Origin of the sequence: Salmonella sp. SJTUF15581, assembly GCF_043356775.1 — a bacterium.
Taxonomy (GTDB): Bacteria; Pseudomonadota; Gammaproteobacteria; order Enterobacterales; family Enterobacteriaceae; genus Salmonella; species Salmonella enterica.
Genome location: NZ_JBEUJY010000011.1, coordinates 27,086 through 48,393 on the forward strand (window position 1 = coordinate 27,086; position 21,308 = coordinate 48,393).

General features: G+C 50.7%; 17 protein-coding genes and 2 pseudogenes. 10 read left to right on the forward strand and 9 right to left on the reverse strand.

The features are described 5' to 3' along the window. The first annotated feature begins 128 nt into the window (after positions 1-128). The 10 genes from mdtA to ABVN36_RS17745 all read left to right on the forward strand — a co-directional run bounded on the left by mdtA (position 129) and on the right by ABVN36_RS17745 (position 16,137). Positions 129-1,370, forward strand: a complete 1,242-nt coding sequence (mdtA, locus tag ABVN36_RS17700; RefSeq protein ID WP_023138387.1) for a multidrug efflux RND transporter subunit MdtA — start codon at positions 129-131, stop codon at positions 1,368-1,370. Continuing rightward, a complete protein-coding gene (gene mdtB / locus ABVN36_RS17705; RefSeq protein WP_023138386.1) occupies positions 1,370-4,492 on the forward strand; it encodes a multidrug efflux RND transporter permease subunit MdtB in 3,123 nt (1,040 codons plus the stop codon). The genes mdtA and mdtB overlap by 1 nt, the downstream gene beginning before the upstream one ends. After that, on the forward strand, positions 4,493-7,573 hold the full coding sequence (gene mdtC / locus ABVN36_RS17710; RefSeq protein ID WP_023138385.1) for a multidrug efflux RND transporter permease subunit MdtC: 3,081 nt from the start codon (positions 4,493-4,495) through the stop codon (positions 7,571-7,573). Then, positions 7,570-8,982: an MFS transporter gene (locus ABVN36_RS17715; RefSeq protein ID WP_000137818.1), complete on the forward strand. Its 1,413-nt coding sequence runs from the start codon at positions 7,570-7,572 to the stop codon at positions 8,980-8,982. The genes mdtC and ABVN36_RS17715 overlap by 4 nt, the downstream gene beginning before the upstream one ends. Continuing rightward, positions 8,982-10,385 carry a two-component system sensor histidine kinase BaeS gene (gene baeS, locus ABVN36_RS17720; protein ID WP_000870070.1) on the forward strand — a complete coding sequence of 468 codons (1,404 nt, stop codon included), beginning with the start codon at positions 8,982-8,984 and terminating at the stop codon, positions 10,383-10,385. The genes ABVN36_RS17715 and baeS overlap by 1 nt, the downstream gene beginning before the upstream one ends. After that, positions 10,382-11,104: a two-component system response regulator BaeR gene (baeR, locus tag ABVN36_RS17725; RefSeq protein ID WP_000137854.1), complete on the forward strand. Its 723-nt coding sequence runs from the start codon at positions 10,382-10,384 to the stop codon at positions 11,102-11,104. The genes baeS and baeR overlap by 4 nt, the downstream gene beginning before the upstream one ends. 268 nt (positions 11,105-11,372) lie before the next feature. Continuing rightward, positions 11,373-12,575 (forward strand): hypothetical protein, encoded by a 1,203-nt coding sequence (locus ABVN36_RS17730; protein ID WP_023138384.1) that lies wholly within the window; start codon positions 11,373-11,375, stop codon positions 12,573-12,575. Further along, positions 12,575-13,291, forward strand: a complete 717-nt coding sequence (locus ABVN36_RS17735; protein ID WP_023138383.1) for a DUF1266 domain-containing protein — start codon at positions 12,575-12,577, stop codon at positions 13,289-13,291. Before ABVN36_RS17730 ends, ABVN36_RS17735 begins: the two co-directional genes overlap by 1 nt. A gap of 10 nt (positions 13,292-13,301) precedes the next feature. Beyond that, the gene (locus ABVN36_RS17740) at positions 13,302-15,413 is read left to right on the forward strand and encodes a DUF4034 domain-containing protein (protein ID WP_023138382.1); all 2,112 of its coding nucleotides are present in this window, start codon (positions 13,302-13,304) and stop codon (positions 15,411-15,413) included. A gap of 4 nt (positions 15,414-15,417) precedes the next feature. Continuing rightward, on the forward strand, positions 15,418-16,137 hold the full coding sequence (locus ABVN36_RS17745) for a tetratricopeptide repeat protein (RefSeq protein ID WP_023138381.1): 720 nt from the start codon (positions 15,418-15,420) through the stop codon (positions 16,135-16,137). A 130-nt stretch (positions 16,138-16,267) separates the two neighbouring features. Here ABVN36_RS17745 and ABVN36_RS17750 read toward each other — a convergent pair whose 3' ends face one another. The 9 genes and pseudogenes from ABVN36_RS17750 to ABVN36_RS17790 form a co-directional block, all read right to left on the reverse strand. Next, positions 16,268-17,005 carry a hypothetical protein gene (locus ABVN36_RS17750; RefSeq protein ID WP_079917300.1) on the reverse strand — a complete coding sequence of 246 codons (738 nt, stop codon included), beginning with the start codon at positions 17,003-17,005 and terminating at the stop codon, positions 16,268-16,270. 114 nt (positions 17,006-17,119) lie between these two features. Beyond that, positions 17,120-17,364 (reverse strand): annotated as a pseudogene (locus ABVN36_RS17755) (IS1 family transposase); the annotation flags it as partial. Between the two features lie 114 nt (positions 17,365-17,478). After that, positions 17,479-17,976: a hypothetical protein gene (locus ABVN36_RS17760; RefSeq protein WP_000037626.1), complete on the reverse strand. Its 498-nt coding sequence runs from the start codon at positions 17,974-17,976 to the stop codon at positions 17,479-17,481. A 194-nt stretch (positions 17,977-18,170) separates the two neighbouring features. Beyond that, entirely contained in the window at positions 18,171-18,548 is a 378-nt protein-coding gene (locus ABVN36_RS17765) for a hypothetical protein (protein WP_023138379.1), read from the reverse strand. Positions 18,549-18,921: 373 nt separating this feature from the next. After that, positions 18,922-19,356, reverse strand: coding sequence for a sel1 repeat family protein (locus tag ABVN36_RS17770; protein ID WP_023138378.1), 435 nt, complete (start codon positions 19,354-19,356; stop codon positions 18,922-18,924). A gap of 204 nt (positions 19,357-19,560) precedes the next feature. Continuing rightward, on the reverse strand, positions 19,561-20,427 hold the full coding sequence (locus ABVN36_RS17775; RefSeq protein ID WP_000864146.1) for a HEAT repeat domain-containing protein: 867 nt from the start codon (positions 20,425-20,427) through the stop codon (positions 19,561-19,563). Positions 20,428-20,488: 61 nt separating this feature from the next. Next, positions 20,489-20,692, reverse strand: coding sequence for a polymorphic toxin type 34 domain-containing protein (locus ABVN36_RS17780; protein WP_071590666.1), 204 nt, complete (start codon positions 20,690-20,692; stop codon positions 20,489-20,491). Beyond that, positions 20,643-20,819 (reverse strand): annotated as a pseudogene (locus ABVN36_RS17785) (type IV secretion protein Rhs); the annotation flags it as partial. The pseudogene ABVN36_RS17785 and the gene ABVN36_RS17780, both read right to left, overlap by 50 nt. Before the next feature lie 63 nt (positions 20,820-20,882). Continuing rightward, the gene (locus ABVN36_RS17790; RefSeq protein ID WP_001102017.1) at positions 20,883-21,278 is read right to left on the reverse strand and encodes a hypothetical protein; all 396 of its coding nucleotides are present in this window, start codon (positions 21,276-21,278) and stop codon (positions 20,883-20,885) included. Positions 21,279-21,308 lie beyond the last annotated feature (30 nt).

The window sequence follows — 21,308 nt, forward strand, 5'->3', positions numbered from 1 at the left end:
AAAGCGGGTCGCCATTCAGAATAATCCCGACCGTGTTCCATAATTCCTCCATTTTTCTCCCTTCCCTGCTGACTACAATAGAGGGAGCAACATTCCGCAAAACGTTTCAGGATGAGAAACTTATACCGATGAAAGGCAGTAATACTTTCCGCTGGGCAATAGCGATTGGGGTTGTAGTAGCCGCCGTCGCATTATGGTTCTGGCATAGCCGTAGCGAAAGCCCGACCGCCGCGCCGGGCGTCGCCGCGCAAGCGCCGCATACCGCCGCCGCAGGTCGCCGCGGTATGCGCGACGGCCCTCTGGCGCCGGTACAGGCCGCGACCGCGACCACGCAAGCCGTACCGCGCTATCTGAGCGGGCTGGGTACCGTGACCGCAGCGAATACCGTTACGGTGCGTAGCCGCGTGGACGGTCAACTCATCGCCCTGCACTTTCAGGAAGGTCAGCAGGTCAACGCAGGCGATCTGCTGGCGCAAATCGATCCCAGCCAGTTTAAGGTCGCCCTGGCACAGGCTCAGGGACAGTTGGCGAAAGATAACGCTACGCTGGCGAATGCGCGTCGTGATTTGGCGCGCTATCAGCAACTGGCAAAAACCAATCTGGTTTCCCGTCAGGAACTGGATGCGCAACAGGCGCTGGTCAACGAAACCCAGGGAACCATTAAAGCGGATGAAGCCAATGTCGCCAGCGCGCAGTTACAGCTCGACTGGAGTCGTATCACGGCCCCGGTCTCGGGACGCGTGGGTCTGAAACAGGTGGATGTCGGCAACCAGATTTCCAGCAGCGATACCGCCGGTATTGTCGTCATTACGCAAACGCACCCGATTGATCTCATTTTTACTCTGCCGGAAAGCGATATCGCGACCGTAGTTCAGGCACAGAAAGCGGGGAAAGCGCTGGTCGTAGAAGCCTGGGATCGGACTAACTCGCACAAATTGAGCGAAGGTGTGTTGCTCAGTCTGGACAACCAGATTGATCCCACGACGGGAACGATCAAAATTAAAGCGCGCTTTACCAATCAGGACGATACGCTGTTCCCCAATCAATTTGTGAACGCCCGGATGCTGGTCGATACCGAACAAAATGCCGTTGTGGTGCCTGCCGCGGCGGTGCAAATGGGCAATGAGGGCCACTTTGTGTGGGTGCTGAACGACGAAAATAACGTCAGCAAGAAGCGGGTAAAAATCGGTATTCAGGATAACCAAAACGTGGTGATCAGCGCTGGCTTGTCGGCAGGCGATCGCGTCGTTACCGATGGTATTGATCGGCTGACGGAAGGCGCAAAAGTCGAGGTCGTTGAGCCGCAAACCACCGTGGCGGATGAAAAATCCCCTTCCCGCCATGAAGGTCAAAAAGGAGCGCGCGCCTGATGCAGGTATTACCTCCGGGCAGCACGGGCGGCCCTTCGCGTCTGTTTATTCTGCGCCCCGTGGCCACCACTCTGCTGATGGCGGCGATTTTACTCGCCGGGATTATCGGCTATCGCTTCCTGCCCGTCGCCGCTTTGCCGGAGGTCGACTACCCCACTATTCAGGTTGTTACGCTCTACCCTGGCGCCAGCCCGGATGTCATGACCTCCGCCGTCACCGCGCCGCTTGAGCGCCAGTTCGGCCAGATGTCAGGACTGAAGCAGATGTCGTCGCAAAGCTCCGGCGGCGCATCGGTGGTAACGCTACAGTTTCAGTTGACGCTGCCGCTGGACGTTGCCGAGCAGGAAGTACAGGCGGCGATTAACGCAGCCACCAATTTATTGCCTTCCGACCTGCCGAATCCGCCGATTTATAGCAAAGTCAATCCGGCGGACCCGCCGATTATGACGCTTGCCGTCACCTCAAACGCGATGCCGATGACCCAGGTAGAGGACATGGTAGAAACCCGCGTGGCGCAGAAGATCTCGCAGGTCTCCGGCGTCGGACTGGTGACGCTTGCCGGCGGGCAGCGCCCTGCGGTGCGTGTAAAACTGAATGCTCAGGCTATCGCCGCGCTCGGTCTGACCAGCGAAACTATCCGTACCGCAATTACCGGCGCCAACGTCAACTCGGCGAAAGGCAGTCTGGATGGCCCCGAACGAGCGGTGACGCTTTCTGCTAACGATCAGATGCAGTCTGCCGACGAATACCGCAGGCTTATCATCGCGTATCAAAACGGCGCGCCGGTACGGTTGGGCGATGTCGCCACCGTCGAACAGGGGGCGGAAAATAGCTGGCTCGGCGCATGGGCGAATCAAGCGCCGGCTATCGTGATGAACGTTCAACGCCAGCCCGGCGCCAATATCATTGCGACGGCAGACAGCATTCGCCAGATGCTGCCCCAGCTTACCGAAAGCCTGCCGAAATCGGTGAAGGTCACGGTCCTGTCCGATCGCACCACCAATATTCGCGCTTCCGTGCGCGATACCCAGTTTGAACTGATGCTGGCGATCGCGCTGGTCGTCATGATTATCTATCTGTTTTTACGTAACATTCCCGCCACAATTATTCCCGGCGTCGCCGTACCGCTGTCGCTTATCGGCACCTTTGCGGTGATGGTATTTTTGGATTTTTCCATTAATAACCTGACGCTGATGGCGCTCACTATCGCCACGGGTTTCGTGGTGGACGATGCGATTGTGGTGATCGAGAACATCTCGCGCTACATCGAAAAAGGAGAAAAACCGCTGGCGGCGGCGCTCAAAGGCGCGGGCGAAATCGGCTTTACCATTATTTCCCTCACCTTTTCACTGATTGCAGTGCTGATCCCGTTGCTCTTTATGGGCGATATTGTTGGTCGACTGTTCCGCGAATTTGCGGTGACGTTGGCGGTAGCGATTTTAATCTCCGCCGTCGTCTCTTTGACGCTCACGCCCATGATGTGCGCGCGTATGCTCAGCCAGCAATCTCTGCGTAAACAAAACCGCTTTTCCCGCGCCTGCGAGCGGATGTTTGACCGCGTGATCGCCAGCTACGGACGCGGATTAGCGAAAGTGCTCAACCATCCGTGGCTTACATTGAGCGTGGCATTCGCCACGCTCCTGCTCAGCGTTATGCTGTGGATAGTCATCCCGAAAGGGTTCTTTCCGGTACAGGATAACGGCATTATCCAGGGGACGCTGCAGGCGCCGCAATCGTCATCGTATGCCAGTATGGCGCAACGTCAGCGCCAGGTGGCGGAGCGGATATTACAGGACCCGGCGGTGCAAAGCCTGACGACTTTTGTTGGCGTAGACGGCGCTAACCCCACGCTGAATAGCGCGCGCCTGCAAATTAACCTCAAGCCGCTGGATGCGCGTGATGACCGCGTGCAGCAGGTGATCTCCCGGCTGCAAACCGCCGTGGCGACGATTCCCGGCGTGGCGCTGTATCTCCAGCCGACGCAGGATTTAACCATCGACACGCAGGTCAGCCGCACGCAGTATCAGTTTACCCTGCAGGCCACGACGCTCGATGCGCTCAGCCACTGGGTGCCAAAACTGCAGAACGCGCTACAGTCGTTACCACAGCTCTCTGAGGTAAGCAGCGACTGGCAAGATCGAGGATTAGCGGCCTGGGTGAATGTCGACCGCGACAGCGCCAGCCGTCTGGGTATCAGCATGGCGGATGTGGATAACGCGCTCTACAACGCGTTCGGACAACGCCTGATTTCAACGATTTATACCCAGGCGAACCAGTACCGCGTCGTGCTGGAACATAATACCGCCAGCACGCCGGGCCTGGCGGCGCTGGAGACGATTCGCCTGACGAGCCGCGACGGCGGCACCGTACCGCTCAGCGCGATTGCCCGCATTGAGCAGCGCTTCGCTCCGCTCTCCATCAATCATTTAGATCAGTTCCCGGTTACGACATTTTCGTTTAACGTGCCGGAGGGCTATTCGCTCGGCGATGCGGTGCAGGCGATTCTCGATACGGAAAAAACGCTCGCCCTGCCAGCGGATATTACAACGCAGTTTCAGGGCAGTACGCTCGCCTTCCAGGCGGCGCTGGGCAGCACCGTCTGGCTTATTGTCGCCGCCGTGGTGGCGATGTATATCGTGCTCGGCGTGCTGTATGAGAGTTTTATCCATCCGATCACGATTCTCTCAACGCTGCCTACGGCGGGCGTCGGCGCGCTGCTGGCGCTGATCATCGCTGGTAGCGAGCTCGATATTATCGCCATTATCGGCATTATTTTGCTGATCGGCATCGTGAAGAAAAACGCCATCATGATGATTGACTTCGCCCTCGCCGCTGAACGCGAACAGGGGATGAGTCCGCGCGACGCTATCTTCCAGGCCTGTCTGCTGCGTTTTCGACCGATTCTGATGACCACGCTGGCGGCGTTGCTCGGGGCATTGCCATTAATGTTGAGTACCGGCGTTGGCGCGGAATTACGTCGCCCGTTGGGGATCGCGATGGTGGGCGGCCTACTGGTCAGCCAGGTATTAACTCTGTTTACCACACCGGTGATTTATCTCCTGTTTGACCGCCTGTCGCTGTACGTGAAAAGTCGCTTTCCGCGCCATAAAGAGGAGGCGTAGATGCGCTTTTTCGCCCTTTTCATCTACCGCCCGGTCGCCACCATTTTGATTGCCGCCGCCATTACGCTGTGCGGCATTCTGGGCTTTCGTCTGCTGCCGGTCGCCCCGCTGCCGCAGGTCGATTTCCCGGTGATTATGGTTAGCGCCTCGCTGCCGGGCGCCTCGCCGGAAACCATGGCTTCGTCGGTGGCGACGCCGTTGGAACGTTCTTTGGGACGCATTGCAGGCGTCAATGAAATGACCTCCAGCAGCTCGCTCGGTAGTACGCGCATTATTCTCGAATTTAATTTCGATCGTGATATTAACGGCGCGGCGCGCGACGTGCAGGCCGCCATTAACGCCGCGCAAAGCTTGTTGCCAGGTGGAATGCCCAGCCGCCCGACTTATCGCAAGGCCAACCCGTCCGACGCGCCGATTATGATTTTAACGCTCACCTCGGAGAGCTGGTCACAGGGCAAACTGTATGATTTCGCCTCTACCCAACTGGCGCAAACCATCGCGCAAATTGACGGCGTCGGCGATGTTGACGTCGGCGGCAGCTCCCTGCCCGCAGTACGTGTAGGCTTAAACCCGCAGGCGCTCTTTAACCAGGGCGTCTCGCTGGATGAGGTCCGCGAAGCGATCGACAGCGCCAACGTACGCCGACCGCAAGGCGCAATTGAAGATAGCGTCCACCGCTGGCAAATCCAGACCAACGACGAACTGAAAACCGCCGCCGAATACCAGCCGCTGATTATTCACTATAACAACGGCGCGGCGGTACGCCTGGGCGACGTCGCCAGCGTCACCGACTCGGTGCAGGATGTCCGTAACGCCGGGATGACGAACGCTAAACCCGCTATTTTATTGATGATCCGCAAGCTGCCGGAGGCCAATATTATTCAGACGGTCGACGGCATCCGGGCAAAACTGCCGGAACTACGGGCAATGATCCCCGCCGCTATCGATTTACAAATCGCCCAGGATCGTTCGCCGACGATTCGCGCGTCGCTGCAAGAGGTAGAAGAGACGCTGGCTATCTCTGTCGCGCTGGTGATCCTGGTGGTGTTTTTATTCCTGCGTTCCGGGCGCGCCACGCTAATCCCCGCCGTCGCCGTTCCCGTTTCGCTCATCGGCACCTTCGCCGCCATGTATCTGTGCGGCTTCAGCCTCAACAATCTGTCGCTGATGGCGCTGACTATCGCGACCGGATTTGTCGTTGATGATGCCATTGTGGTGCTGGAAAATATCGCCCGCCATCTGGAGGCGGGAATGAAACCTTTGCAGGCGGCATTACAGGGTACGCGGGAAGTCGGGTTTACGGTCATCTCCATGAGTCTGTCGCTGGTGGCGGTATTTCTGCCGCTGCTGTTAATGGGCGGTCTGCCAGGGCGATTATTACGGGAATTCGCCGTTACCCTCTCGGTGGCGATTGGCATTTCGCTGGTGGTCTCGCTCACGCTGACGCCGATGATGTGCGGCTGGATGCTTAAATCAAGCAAACCGCGCACCCAACCGCGTAAACGGGGCGTTGGCCGTTTGCTGGTCGCCTTGCAACAGGGTTACGGCACGTCGTTAAAATGGGTGCTTAACCATACGCGTCTTGTCGGTGTGGTTTTTCTTGGCACCATTGCGCTGAACATCTGGCTTTATATCGCCATCCCTAAAACATTCTTTCCGGAGCAGGACACCGGCGTGTTGATGGGCGGTATTCAGGCTGACCAGAGCATCTCTTTCCAGGCCATGCGCGGCAAGCTGCAGGATTTTATGAAAATTATTCGCGACGATCCGGCGGTGAATAATGTCACTGGTTTTACCGGCGGCTCGCGGGTGAATAGCGGCATGATGTTTATTACGCTGAAGCCGCGCGGCGAGCGCAAAGAGACGGCGCAGCAAATCATTGATCGACTGCGGGTCAAACTGGCAAAAGAACCCGGCGCCAGGCTGTTTCTGATGGCGGTACAGGATATTCGCGTCGGCGGGCGGCAGGCTAACGCCAGTTACCAATATACGTTGCTGTCTGACTCTCTGGCGGCGCTGCGCGAGTGGGAGCCGAAAATACGCAAAGCGCTCTCGGCCCTGCCGCAACTGGCGGACGTAAACTCCGATCAGCAGGATAACGGCGCGGAGATGAACCTTATCTACGACCGCGACACCATGTCACGGCTGGGTATTGATGTTCAGGCCGCAAACAGTCTGTTAAATAATGCTTTCGGCCAGCGGCAAATTTCCACCATTTATCAGCCGATGAACCAGTATAAAGTGGTGATGGAAGTCGATCCGCGCTATAGCCAGGATATCAGCGCGCTGGAGAAAATGTTCGTTATCAACCGTGACGGAAAAGCGATCCCCCTCTCTTATTTCGCCCAATGGCGGCCCGCCAATGCGCCGCTGTCGGTGAACCATCAGGGACTTTCCGCGGCGTCCACGATTGCCTTTAACCTGCCGACCGGCACATCGTTATCGCAGGCGACGGAGGCCATTAATCGCACCATGACGCAGCTTGGCGTCCCCCCGACGGTACGCGGCAGTTTTTCCGGAACGGCGCAAGTGTTCCAGCAGACCATGAATTCGCAGCTTATTTTGATAGTGGCGGCGATCGCTACCGTCTACATTGTGCTGGGGATACTGTACGAAAGTTACGTCCATCCGCTGACCATTCTCTCTACTCTGCCATCGGCGGGCGTTGGGGCGCTTCTGGCGCTGGAACTCTTCAATGCCCCTTTCAGCCTAATCGCCCTGATAGGGATCATGCTATTAATTGGCATTGTGAAGAAAAACGCCATTATGATGGTCGATTTTGCGCTTGAAGCGCAACGAAGCGGCGGCCTGACGCCGGAACAAGCCATTTTCCAGGCCTGCTTGTTACGCTTCCGTCCAATAATGATGACCACGCTGGCGGCGCTGTTCGGCGCACTGCCATTGGTGTTATCTGGCGGAGACGGTTCGGAATTACGGCAGCCGTTGGGGATAACCATTGTCGGCGGTTTGGTCATGAGCCAGCTCCTGACGCTCTATACCACGCCGGTGGTGTACCTCTTTTTCGATCGTCTGCGGCTGCGTTTTTCGCGTAAAAATAGCAAACCGATAGTAGAGATATGACAGAACTTCCTGACAACACCCGCTGGCAACTCTGGATTGTGGCATTCGGCTTTTTTATGCAGTCGCTGGATACCACCATCGTCAACACTGCGCTGCCCTCCATGGCGAAAAGCCTGGGGGAAAGCCCGCTGCATATGCACATGGTAGTGGTGTCATATGTTCTTACCGTCGCCGTGATGCTCCCCGCCAGCGGCTGGCTGGCAGATAAAATCGGCGTGCGTAATATTTTCTTTGCCGCCATCGTGCTGTTCACGCTGGGTTCGCTGTTTTGCGCCCTTTCCGGCACGCTTAATCAACTGGTATTAGCGCGGGTTTTACAAGGCGTAGGCGGCGCGATGATGGTGCCGGTCGGACGCCTGACGGTCATGAAAATCGTGCCGCGCGCGCAATATATGGCGGCGATGACCTTCGTCACCCTGCCGGGTCAGATCGGGCCATTACTCGGCCCCGCGCTGGGCGGGGTGCTGGTGGAATATGCTTCATGGCACTGGATCTTTCTGATCAATATCCCGGTGGGAATTGTCGGCGCTATGGCAACCTTTATGCTGATGCCAAACTACACCATAGAGACCCGGCGCTTTGATCTGCCGGGGTTCCTGCTGTTAGCTATCGGCATGGCGGTACTCACGCTGGCGCTGGATGGTAGTAAAAGCATGGGGATTTCGCCCTGGACATTAGCCGGACTTGCTGCGGGCGGCGCGGCAGCCATTCTGCTCTATCTCTTCCATGCCAAAAAAAACTCAGGCGCGTTATTCAGCCTGCGATTGTTCCGCACGCCCACGTTTTCACTGGGGTTGCTGGGCAGTTTTGCCGGGCGTATCGGCAGCGGTATGCTGCCGTTTATGACGCCGGTCTTTTTACAAATTGGTCTTGGTTTTTCACCGTTTCATGCCGGTTTGATGATGATCCCCATGGTGCTGGGCAGCATGGGAATGAAGCGGATTGTGGTGCAGATAGTTAACCGTTTTGGCTATCGTCGGGTTCTGGTGGCGACCACGCTCGGACTGGCATTGGTTAGCCTGTTGTTTATGTCGGTCGCGCTGCTCGGCTGGTATTATCTCCTGCCGCTGGTACTGCTTTTGCAGGGAATGGTGAACTCGGCGCGCTTTTCTTCCATGAATACCTTAACGCTAAAAGACCTTCCCGATACGCTGGCCAGCAGCGGCAATAGCTTATTATCGATGATTATGCAGCTCTCGATGAGTATCGGCGTCACTATTGCCGGAATGCTGCTGGGTATGTTTGGCCAACAGCATATCGGGATAGACAGTAGCGCCACACATCACGTCTTTATGTACACCTGGTTATGTATGGCGGTTATTATCGCGCTACCGGCGATAATTTTTGCCCGCGTGCCGAACGATACACAGCAAAACATGGTCATTTCACGGCGTAAAAGGAGCCTGTAATGAAAGTCTGGCGGCCCGGAATCACCGGCAAGCTGTTTCTGGCGATCTTCGCCACCTGCATCGTGCTGCTGATCAGTATGCATTGGGCCGTGCGCGTCAGTTTTGAACGCGGATTTATTGACTATATCAAACACGGCAACGAGCAGCGGCTACAAATGCTGGGCGATGCGCTGGGCGACCAGTACCAGCAACACGGCAACTGGCGTTTTTTACGCAACAACGATCGCTTCGTTTTCCAGATTCTGCGTTCATTTGAGCATGACAACGACCGGGATAAACCCGGCCCCGGTATGCCGCCGCACGGTTGGCGCACCCAATTCTGGGTCGTCGATCAAAATGGCCGGGTGCTGGTCGGCCCACGCGGTCCGGTGCCGCATGACGGTACTCGCCGCCCCATTCTGGTCAATGACGTCGAAGTCGGCGCGATTATCGCCTCTCCTGTCGAGCGGCTGACGCGCAATACGGATATTAATTTTGATATGCAGCAGCGGCGCGCCAGTTGGATGATCGTGGCGTTATCAACGTTGCTGGCCGCGCTGGCGACATTTTTGCTAGCGCGTGGCCTGCTCGCCCCGGTCAAACGGTTGGTCGAGGGTACGCACAGACTGGCGGCGGGGGATTTTACCACGCGCGTGACCCCAACCAGCGCCGATGAGCTGGGAAAACTGGCACAAGACTTTAACCAGCTTGCCAGCACGCTGGAAAAAAACCAGCAGATGCGCCGCGACTTTATGGCGGATATTTCCCACGAACTGCGCACGCCGCTGGCGGTATTGCGCGGCGAACTGGAAGCCATTCAGGATGGCGTTCGCCAGTTCACGCCAGAATCGGTTACCTCGCTACAGGCGGAAGTCGGTACGCTTACCAAACTGGTTGACGACCTGCATCAGCTGTCGTTGTCTGACGAGGGCGCGCTGGCTTACCAAAAAACGACCGTCGATCTTGTTCCCCTGTTGGAAGTCGCTGGCGGCGCGTTCAGAGAGCGCTTTACCAGCCGGGGGCTAACGCTACATTACGCGTTGCCGGATAGCATGACCGTCTTCGGCGACCCGGATCGCCTGATGCAACTGTTTAATAATCTACTGGAAAACAGTCTGCGCTACACCGACAGCGGCGGCGGCCTGCATATTTCCGCCGAACAACGCGACAAATCATTATTCCTGACCTTTGCCGATTCTGCACCGGGCGTCAGCGATGAACAGTTACAAAAGCTTTTTGACCGTTTTTACCGCACGGAAGTGTCCCGTAACCGCGCCAGCGGCGGTTCTGGACTGGGGCTGGCAATATGCGTCAATATTGTACACGCGCATAACGGTCATCTTCACGCCGCTCATTCGCCTTTTGGCGGGGTTAGCATTACAGTAGAGTTACCGCTGGATCGCGATTTACAGAGAGAAGTATGACTGAATTACCCATTGATGAAAACACGCCGCGCATTTTGATTGTTGAAGATGAACCCAAGCTGGGACAGCTGCTTATTGACTACTTACGCGCGGCGAGTTACGCCCCCACGCTCATCAATCATGGCGACAAGGTACTGCCGTATGTGCGTCAAACGCCGCCGGATCTGATCCTGCTGGATCTGATGCTGCCGGGTACCGATGGTCTGACGCTATGCCGGGAGATTCGCCGTTTTTCCGACATCCCCATTGTGATGGTCACGGCCAAAATCGAAGAGATCGACCGGCTGCTTGGGCTGGAAATCGGCGCCGATGATTATATCTGTAAGCCTTACAGCCCGCGCGAAGTCGTGGCCCGCGTGAAAACCATTTTGCGCCGCTGTAAACCGCAGCGCGAACTCCAGCAGCAGGATGCCGAAAGCCCGTTAATGATTGATGAAAGCCGCTTTCAGGCCTCCTGGTGTGGTAAAGCGCTGGATTTAACCCCCGCTGAATTCCGCCTGCTAAAAACCTTATCGCTTGAACCGGGTAAAGTTTTTTCCCGCGAGCAGTTGTTAAACCACCTCTACGACGACTACCGTGTGGTGACCGATCGTACTATCGACAGCCACATTAAAAACCTGCGCCGCAAGCTGGAATCGCTGGATGCCGAACAGTCATTTATCCGCGCGGTCTACGGGGTGGGATATCGCTGGGAAGCGGATGCGTGTCGCCTGGTATAATGATTATTAGCATAACAATAACAAGGTCGTAAGACGATATTTTCCGCCAACGCTATTCTGGCGGAATTAACACACAGTCCTCTTTCCTTTGGCCGAGCGGTATCCCGAAAACCACGACGAACGCGATCGGGGACAATAAATTATTTGGCCGCTCTTTTTAGTTTACCGATATACTGTGAGTAGTTTTTTAAACTTATTGCGCATTAATTCATTAAGTGAATCTAAAAATACATAAACATAACACCAGCTTAATTATACATGGATTTTTATGACAGAAACGTCATCTCACCGCTATAAACCACGCAATATAATAAATGCGCCAAATGTAAAATCGTCTATTTTTTCCCGGAGCCAACAACGCGGCGACAGCGAAAATATCCAGCGCTGGTTAAGCAACCATTTTTATCGTTGGATCATTGGTGACTTTCCTCATGTTTACCCTGTGCGCTCCGTCGCCGATTATGCCGTTTATTTTAGCGCGGATGCAGAAATCCCCGCCTGGCTGGCGCCAAAACTGGGTGGCGATGAGCGCTTTTACTACCTTAACGTTCAGCACCCGCAACTCGTGGCAATGGAAAGAGATTTAGTGGAATTTCTTTCGCGGCAGGAAGGAACGCGGCTGGAAACTAAACTACAGCGCATCAACTGCTTTACCGTGCTGGCAATGCGCGAAGCGGAGCATCAAAAAATGCAGCGCCTGCGTGAACAAGGTTGGTATCCCTCCAACAGCGAGGCGCTAAAACCGGTGATGGCGGTGAATAACGGTGTGCTGGTTGAGCTTGATGCAACAAACCCCGGCCTGCGCAGTGAGATGGCGTATGAATCCTGGCATATGCAACACTGCGTCGGAGATTTTGATAATAAAGGCGCGCTTTCCGGCGGCTACGGCGATTACTACGCCCGGCAAATTGAACAACAGAAACTTCGCCTGTTCAGCCTGCGCGACGGCAATAATATTCCCCATGTCACAATAAGCCTGGTGGTTGGTAATAACGGCCTGAGTATTGATCAGATTAAAGGTAAGCAAAATCGCCATCCTATTAAGAAATATGCTAACGATGTTTTATCTCTGTTACGCCATCTGCAACCACTTCCTGAGCGCCACGCTGATTGCGAAGGGATGGGAATAGTTTATGAATCGACGCCGGAATATTCAGGTTGGAAATTTATTACTCATATTCATGACCTCAATTTTCTGCTCAATGTGCTGCATGACAATTTTCATTTAATGGAACACTTCCCTACGCCTCCGGTGGCTTTACAGTGGCTGCTGCTGCACAGCGCCCCGGAGGCGCTACGCTACCTTCAGGTTGTTGATCCTAACGTGGCGACGGCTGCGGAAATGCTGTTTCCACGACATGAATGGCACCCTACGCTTGCCGGGAAAAACACCAGTAGCGAACCTTTCGAAATTGAAAGCCTGACGCTACAAACCACGCGCTATCTTTCTGCAACCAGGGAGGAGCGCTAATGTTCTGGATTGTTCTTATTATTGCCGCCCTATTTTTTAGCTGGCGCAACTACAAAAAAAACAAACCGCTGATTGCGGCTCGTATCGCCGAGGAGAAAGAAAAAGATCGCCTGAAGGATCTGCGTCGCGATACCCGACGGCGGCAATGGGCGCTGGCGCTAGCTGATATCCTCGCCCGGCGCAACGGGCTACCGATCAAAGGCGTTGAGCTGGTCTTCAAACTTGACGATGACAAACGCCGCTATCTGGCGCAGCAGGTAAAAAAAGAGCTGGGCTTGAGCGAAAACCTCGACGGCGCGGCGTTACGCCACAAGGTCGAGGATATCTTACGCCGCTGGCCTGCGGGCATCGGCAGCTCGCCGCGCACGTTTTATCATCATCTGGCGGCCCAGGGCCAGGTCCGCGACGCGCTGGCCTTCGACTGTATGCGCACCGCCTTCCTGACCCGCTGTATCGCCGGGCTCGGCTGGTGCGACGTAAATCAGGCCTGGCTGGTGTTATTACTTAACGCCCAGCGCGCTCAGGACTGTTTTGATTCCTGGGAGGATTACGCCACCGCCTACGTTCGCGCCCGCCGGGTATGGCTCACGCTACGTGACACGCCAACAGCGCTTGCCGGACGGGATTTACAGGAAGCCACCCATTATTTGCAAGACCCTGTCAGCCGCTGGCGACAACTGCCGTGGAATGAATTCAAAATTTTCGAGCCGATTTAAAGGACGCTTTATGGAACAGGATGACCGCCTGCTCAACGCCATGTTTGAGATGTGCAACCACAAAAATCCCCTCAATGACGGGCAACGCGAATGGCATATCGCCGATATTCCCGGCCTGCTGCGCGAAGAACGCTATGACGAACTGGACGAACGCTACAACCAGGCGCTGACGGAGAGCTTTACCAGCCGCGAAGCGGAAAAGCGCTATTTCTTCGCCTGGAATCAAATGGACAACCCTTTTTACGATATGGACACGCTGGTTGAGGCTGGGCCGCAAGGATTAGCGCTGATCAAAAACTGGCTGCGCGCTCGTCCCCGCTCCACTCACGCCTGGCTTGCCGAGGCGCAATACTGGAATCACCGTGCGTGGCTTTACCGCAGCTATGGCTGGGCGAGAGAAACCACCCGAGCGATGTGGATCTGCGCCGCCGCCTGCAACGAACGGATGGTCATCGCCGCGCTCAATGCTATCGACTGTGAACCGCGCCAGTGGATGGCGGCGGCCCTGACCAGCACCAACTCAAAAGTCTTCGGCCAGCCCGACTGGCTGGTTGAGTTCCTTGTGGGCGCGGATGTTGCCGGGCAGCCATTAATGGAAGATCTGGCTGAATATCATCGCCATTCACCGCAGGAGGTGGACGCGCTGATGGCCCATTCCGGGCTGTCGTTTGCCGACGCGGTTTGCCCAAATTTGCCGCGCCCGTCCGTGCTGCCGGAGTGCAATGACGATGCCGGGCAAAAATACTGGCTCGCCGTCTGCCTGGCTATTTTCCCGACGGCATTTTACGTGCTGGATGAATATATCCCGTTTCGTATGCCACGCTGGAGAGGGTCTCACGAGGAAATCCGCGAATTTCTGGAATCAAGCGTATGCGATCACCTTTCTGCCGCAGAACGTGAACATCTGGAGCTATTAATCTGGTGGGACGATCACCGCGATCTGCGCATCAAAGAGGTTGACTCCCCGGCAGAACAGGAACGTATTATCGCCAAAGCCGAAGAGATTAGCCTGCGAGCGCATATCCAGGAATCTCGCCACAACGCGCTGGAGTGGCTTCGGGTCTGCTATAGCGATCTGGACGATAATGACGCGCTCTGGCGAACCCTTCAGCGTTCGATCGTGGAAAAAGTTAAGCTCAACAATTACTTCTCTGATGACACGATAAAGTTCGCCCTGCGCGATTTTCCTGACACCTGGTGGATGTATAACTTTCTCTGTCAGAATGCGCAGCAAACGGAATTCGCAGTGCCGAAAATCCGTCGTGGCTACTTTCAGTACGCCGGGTTATTGGGTTTCGAAAAGGATGAGGCGCAAGGCCTCGCCTGGCTCGATAGCGTCGCCGACATTCAATATAACCATAGCTGGCGGGCGGCGATTAAAAATTTCAACTGGTTCGGGCTCCCGGAACATTTCGTGCCGCTGGCAGAGCTGGGCGCACAAAGAAATATACCCGCCGCGCTAAACCTGCTGGGCCTTGAACACAATAATAAAGAGAACAACGGCCTACTACCTTACGATCCTGCCATCGCGTTAGGGTATTTTCAGCGCGCGGCGGAGATTTTGCACCAGCAGTTAGCGCTGCGCGAGAGCACCCCGTACAAATTAATAGATAACGGAGGCTATACCGACTATGAAAATGACCTGCAAAATATTCATTTCAGCATTGGCATCTGCAACCAGCGTCTGAGTAAACAAGAACCTGATACCGAAAAACGTTCCGCTTATGAAAAAGAACTGCTCGATAATCTCTGGCTGGCGCATCAGTTCGGGCATAAAGAGGCCTGGGGCTTGTTCCTGCTGAATATTTTTGAAGTGAAGGATATTACGCTGGCGCATAAGCATCTGGAACTGGTGCAACAAGAGGCCAACAAAGGCACGCTACATGCTATGGTGACCCTATCGCGTCTGCACGGTAATAAACACGATCGAACGCTGTTTAATATGAAGCTAAGCGCACGCTGGGCGCATTTTGCCTTCACACTTTACCCGGATAATGAAATCGTTATGGACTGCCTTGACCACCTGCATTTCGATTCTTTCTGGAAACGCTTTCGTTTCGCCTGGTATACCGTCCGTATCCCGAATTCAGAGCTGCCGGGACAGGTCAACTCAATGGTGTAATGGAGTGATAATACAAAGAAAATCTCTATTTCTTTGCGCCCTGCTTCTACTCTGCGCCACCGCCAGGGCTGAAATTACGGAGCAGCAGATCGAGGCCGACTGCGCAAAAATTCCAGTTTTTGCCAGCCAGGGCGAACAGCTTTACAAGACCCAAAAGTATGCCAAAGCGCGCGACGCTTTTGAACAGCAGGCCGCATGGAGCGAAAGCTGCGCTCTTGACGACAACGCCATCGCGACGGCCTACAACAACGTGGCGCTGACCTGGATACGCGAAGGCGAGTGGCGTAAAGCCCGCGCCTGGCTGATGCTAAGGCCGAATAATAGCAAGTCGATCTACAACCTGAAACTTATCAAAGATAAGCTATCGGCCCTGCCGCCACCGGTTTTTGCGGCGGGTGAATACTGGCGCTATGCCGGGCGCGCCTCCTGGAACGTGCTTAGCGTGAAGGCATTACCCACCCCATCGCGCTATCAGGTTAATTTTCAGGGTTACTGGTTCGGTTTAATGGGGATCTACTTCGGCCCCAATATCGGCGAGTTCTCCGCAACGGTAACGCTGGAAAACGATAAAGCCATCGTGGCACTTCGGGAAGGCGATGATATTCACTGTGACATTTCACTGGCTTTTTCTTCTGAAACCATTGATGCCAGCACCGATACGTTTGTGGACTGCGGTTTTGGCACAAATGTCCGCGCCGACGGGCACTATTTGCGCGTTGAATAAATCTGGCGCGGAAACTGAAATTTTATGATTAACCTGAGTTCAGTTGAAATTAACAATCTATTTATAATTCTCATAACGTTCCTCATTCTTTCCTGCTATCCATATTACCTCAACACCTCCATTACAATTATTAATGTCGTAAGCATGATATATTTAACGCTCGCTTCTTTTTTTTACCCTGTGATACTTCATTTCTGGATATCAATTTGAACCGACCATTTTCCATTTGATATTGTTCCTTTATATAAATCTGAGGCGCCTGATCTTTAAACTTTATAGTTACAAGCTGACCATCTTTGCTGTCTTCATACCACCTATATATAACATAACTATCAATGCTTATTGTGTAATCCTGGCGGATGACAAAATCAGAAAAACGCACGATATCTTCATAAGCAAAAAAGCTACTAAGCAATAAAGCATCCACCAGGTTTCCTTTTGCATCGTAACTATTTATTTGCACATTAAGCAATGACGTATCAGACTCTCCAATTTTATTATAAACTATCAATCTGTAAGTATTACCATCATGTTCAAAGTATCCTAATTCATAATAACGGACACCATCTCCAATATACGGAGAAAGAAAATTCTCACCTTTTACCGGCACCTTAACTTCCTGCTGATTAAATAAGTTAGTTTTCTCTTTATATTCACCTGGTAATTTTAACTCCATTACATTATCATCGGAATTAATATCCTTATAATAACAAGCCAATTGCGCAAACTGCGTGGAATCAACAGGAAGAACCAATTCTTTACTCTTTTGATTATTACAACCAACACTTGTTAAAATAATGCCAAACAATATGGCCGAACGCAGTAAACATAAAGAAAAAGTTAATCTATAACTATTCATAGTCGGCATTAACATTGGATTATATGTTGAAAACTATATAATAAAATATTGTCATCATACATTGTTGTATTTTTCAATTAAAGACTCATGATATGATTGCTAAATAAGCGTCAATTATTAAGATGTGCAGATGACGGTGTTGATACCAATTTTTAGCGTTTTTGCTGTATCGCGCACGTCAGCACCATTAAAGGCCATATCAACAATATGGTATTTAACGCCGAGCGTACGGGCTTCACAGGTATAAGACAACTGGAAAACACGTCTACATGACCGGCAACGAAAGCGCTCATGCCGGGCAGAACTATGACCATGACGATAAATTTCATCTGAAAGGCAACGGGGCAATGAATGGCAACAGTAACCATAGAAAACCTAAAATAACAGTACATACCATAAATTCTATCGATTGAAGGCATTACCCCCTGCATCCTCCACAAAACGTTGCCCCGGAGGATGGAGCTCGTTTACAAAACACCACATTATTCACACTTTATTCTTTCTGTACTATTTAAAGAACTTCCAAACTCATAAAAATAGTTCATATTAGTGATATAATCATGATAATTATCATCATTTAATTCACGTTCCTTCTGCATAACCAACGAAAACAATTCGCTGTCAGACTTAACATCATAGCAACCATGAACTGACATCACAGATAACAAATATATAATTGTCATTTTTTCAAAAGAACTATTTGTGGTGGAAAGTTTGTCTCTCAATAGAGGCATAGCCTTCGATCCCATAGGGGCAATACCATCAGCCATCCATAATGGATATGGTCTTTTAGCACGTGTACCATAATAATAAAAATCATACCTTTTATCTAAAGGCAATCCCTTCATATACACCAAAACATCCTGGATAGAGTGCCCGTTGAGGGTACTCCTGACATATTCAGGAATAGAAGACTGGCAAGCTGTTATCGCCGCAACGAATGATATGACCATAATTATAGAGAAAATTTTTTTTGACATAAATTATCACCTGCATCAGTTATTTTTTTCATATCAGATTTTATTCCCTGTCGCATAGGCATCCTTTTCAAAACCAATATTTCAAAGTCAGAAAAAATGCACGGCACGATAAGAACATTAGCTGGTATCTGACAATCAATCACTATCACTAAATTTGCGTCATTACCGGATTCTACATATTTAAATAAATACCATCATGACTTCCCAAAATTCCTCCAAGCCTGAGCATGTTCCTTAGATTTTACTCCCAACAACCCCTCTATTTCCCCCCATAAATGTTGATTGGCGTCTGTCGATGTAACTATTGCCTCAACAAGACCTGTTGCTATGGCAGTGGCTAATTCATCATTATCTGAAGCCATCCCATCTTCAATATATTTAAAAAATAACTCTTTTTTAACACAATCAAGTTCAGAAAATATCGCTACCAAAGACTTACCAATCTGCGAAAATAGCATAATCAACGGTGACTCATCAGGAATCCAATACTCATTAACGGACACAATTGTTTCTGATATAGAGTCCGAAAAAGAACTAAATTTATCCACATAGTCAGCAATAATTTTATCCATTACTCTCCCCTTAAAGCTCGCTGTAAATCTTTCAATATATTCTCTGCCGCCGACCTTCTCACCAGTAGACAATTCATAAAGCACAGCATCCGCAGTGCTTCTGCAAATAGACCCGTTTTAGTTCAATGCATTTTTTAAGATCCCGGCCAAATTGACCCTGGTTGAGTTGTATCCATTTCTTGTTTGGACCAACATACCCTCCCCCCAAGGCTCTACTTTTCCATCAGAATATGGTCACAGTGGCAAAGGTAGAGTTTTCTCTCCAGCTCATGGTGTGGCTCCAGTTGCCCCGTCATCTGCTCCGGCGTCAGTCCGTCCCTCTTGACTAAAATTTACACAACTCATTGATAATAAAAAAATATTTACATCATAGCTAATTCTTTAATTTTTTCAGTTCTTGTAGCTTGTTTTGAGCACCTATATCACCATTTTTTGAAGCCAATCCCATCCAATAAATAGCTTTGTCCAAATCATAATACTTTGAAAAGGCTGGATTTGTATTGGATAAATAAATACCATAATTATATTGAGCTATGATATTTCCTTGAGATGCAGATATCTCCAAATACCTTAATTGTTCGTCAATGTTATTTATGGTGAAGCAATAATATTGATATAATCGAAATGATGCTTCCGAGTCTCCATCTTTCGATTTGTTTTCAAGCTCGAATTTTTGCTCATCCGTTAGATTATAGATGGTGGAAGTGGATTCCGACCTCCATTTATTACCGTCTTTAGACTTAGTCATTTTGCCACCAAATGTGTAAAATGATACTATTAACATTATAAATATAATAACAAATCGCATTTATTTCCTCATCATATAAATTTATTTTATATCGCCTGGTTTCTGAAGCGTTCCAGTGGTCGTTGATACGGGTTTAATCCCCCCATAAGCCCTATCGGATCCTGTATGATATTCCTCCTTTGCAGCAAATCATACCATCGACATCAGTTGTAATCTCGACACCAGATAATTTTATATCTCATTAGCAGTAGCACAGACAGACTATTATTCACAAACATTTTCTTTTATTTTTTTTATCGATTCATTAATTTTGTCTATAATACGTTCATCTCTAAATTCATTTAATAGTTCATTTAGAATAGGAAGTAATTCTTTACTCCCGGCATTCCCGGCTGCAATAATAATTTCATCAAAAATCACATCTTTCTTAAGTTCTTTAATTATGGTTTCCAGAACACGTTCATCCTTTCTCTCTGCCAGACCTGATATAACCTCAATTCTTATATCATCATTCGTATCCAATAACATCCCCACAAACTCCTCTCTGATATCCTCGGTGTCATATTGATTGAAATTTATAGAAAATGCAGCCCAATTCTTCACGGCGCTATTATTATCACGAAGTAAACATAGCAATAAAGGTATTGTCGAGTTATCATTAATATTTGATAGTGCTGCTGCAATTGCACATCGAACATTTGCCGATTTATCATGAATTACTTTAGTGCATAAATTAATAAATTCCTTTTCGAAGTGTTTGTCTTTTTTACAAAAATGCCCTAACGCATTGATAATAGAGGCTCTTATCAAGACTGATTTATTGAGCTGGAACATGTTTTCTAAAAAACAAAAAGATTTTCGCAGTTTCTCATATGACATGGTCATTTGACTTAAAATAGTAACTCCAATTTTCTTTTTATAGTTATCCCTGGAATGACAAAGATTCATGGATAAATTAAAAACATCGTCTCCACTTAATATTTGCAGGCAAAATATAGCAGCATTTCTTTTTAAGTGGTCATTATCATACAAAATAGGAGTGAGTTGTTCTATTGTGTAATTTTTATACTTTTCATATAGAAAAATCTCTCTTCTTTCTTTTTTTTGTTTGTATTTTTCAATAACTTTCATAACGATTATCACTTGGTAATTTTATCTTTGGATTGCCGTGAATGTTTGCATCCCCATGCCTTCATGGTGTACTTGTCTCCAGTGCAGTAAATCTACCATCTGCAATTAACTCTTCGAGCATCTCACATCGGCCAGGTTTCTTACCTGTACTTTGCCCTCGCTCACTTATTAATGAATCAACCAGCTTCTGTATTCCTGTGTTAGCTTGATTAGGCGCGGGTGAGTATGAACGGCCGCGGGCCGGGCGGCGTGAAGTCGATCTCACCCGGCAGCACCTTCGCCCCCGGCAGCGGGTTTATCGGCGCGCCTCTCAGCACTCCCGCTGAACCCTGGACTATCGGGCCGCCTTTTGCTGTCATATCATTCTGGCGCGCCGCTGGTTTTCCGCTCACATTCCACTCCTTTCATTATTTTTAATTATAAGCTCATATAACCATATCGATTGCAGAAAATAGTCACCTGTATTGCCAGTAGCTATTTTTACGTCTTAATTTTAACTTTTGCTTATTTCTTTCAAATTCACCAATCAACCAACCACCTTGTAATATTTCCCCATCGAACCTACCTCTGTCATAAGTATTTGTTGGCAGATTGAATGAGATATTATTTCCACTAACATTTAATGGAACAATTACTGGAATTGATGGCTCCCCCTCGCTATACTGAAATATAGCCCAGTAACCTTTATTTGAGTATCCAATTATAATTTCCGTACCCAATACATCTCCCGTTATCTTATGAAAGGAAAGATCAGTATATATACCCGTTATTGGCCATTCTCTCTCCCCCCACGCAATTGACGGATACACACACAACATTACAACAATATATATACATTTCATGACATTCATTTATTGGCCCTGCCCTGTTAACCGCATATA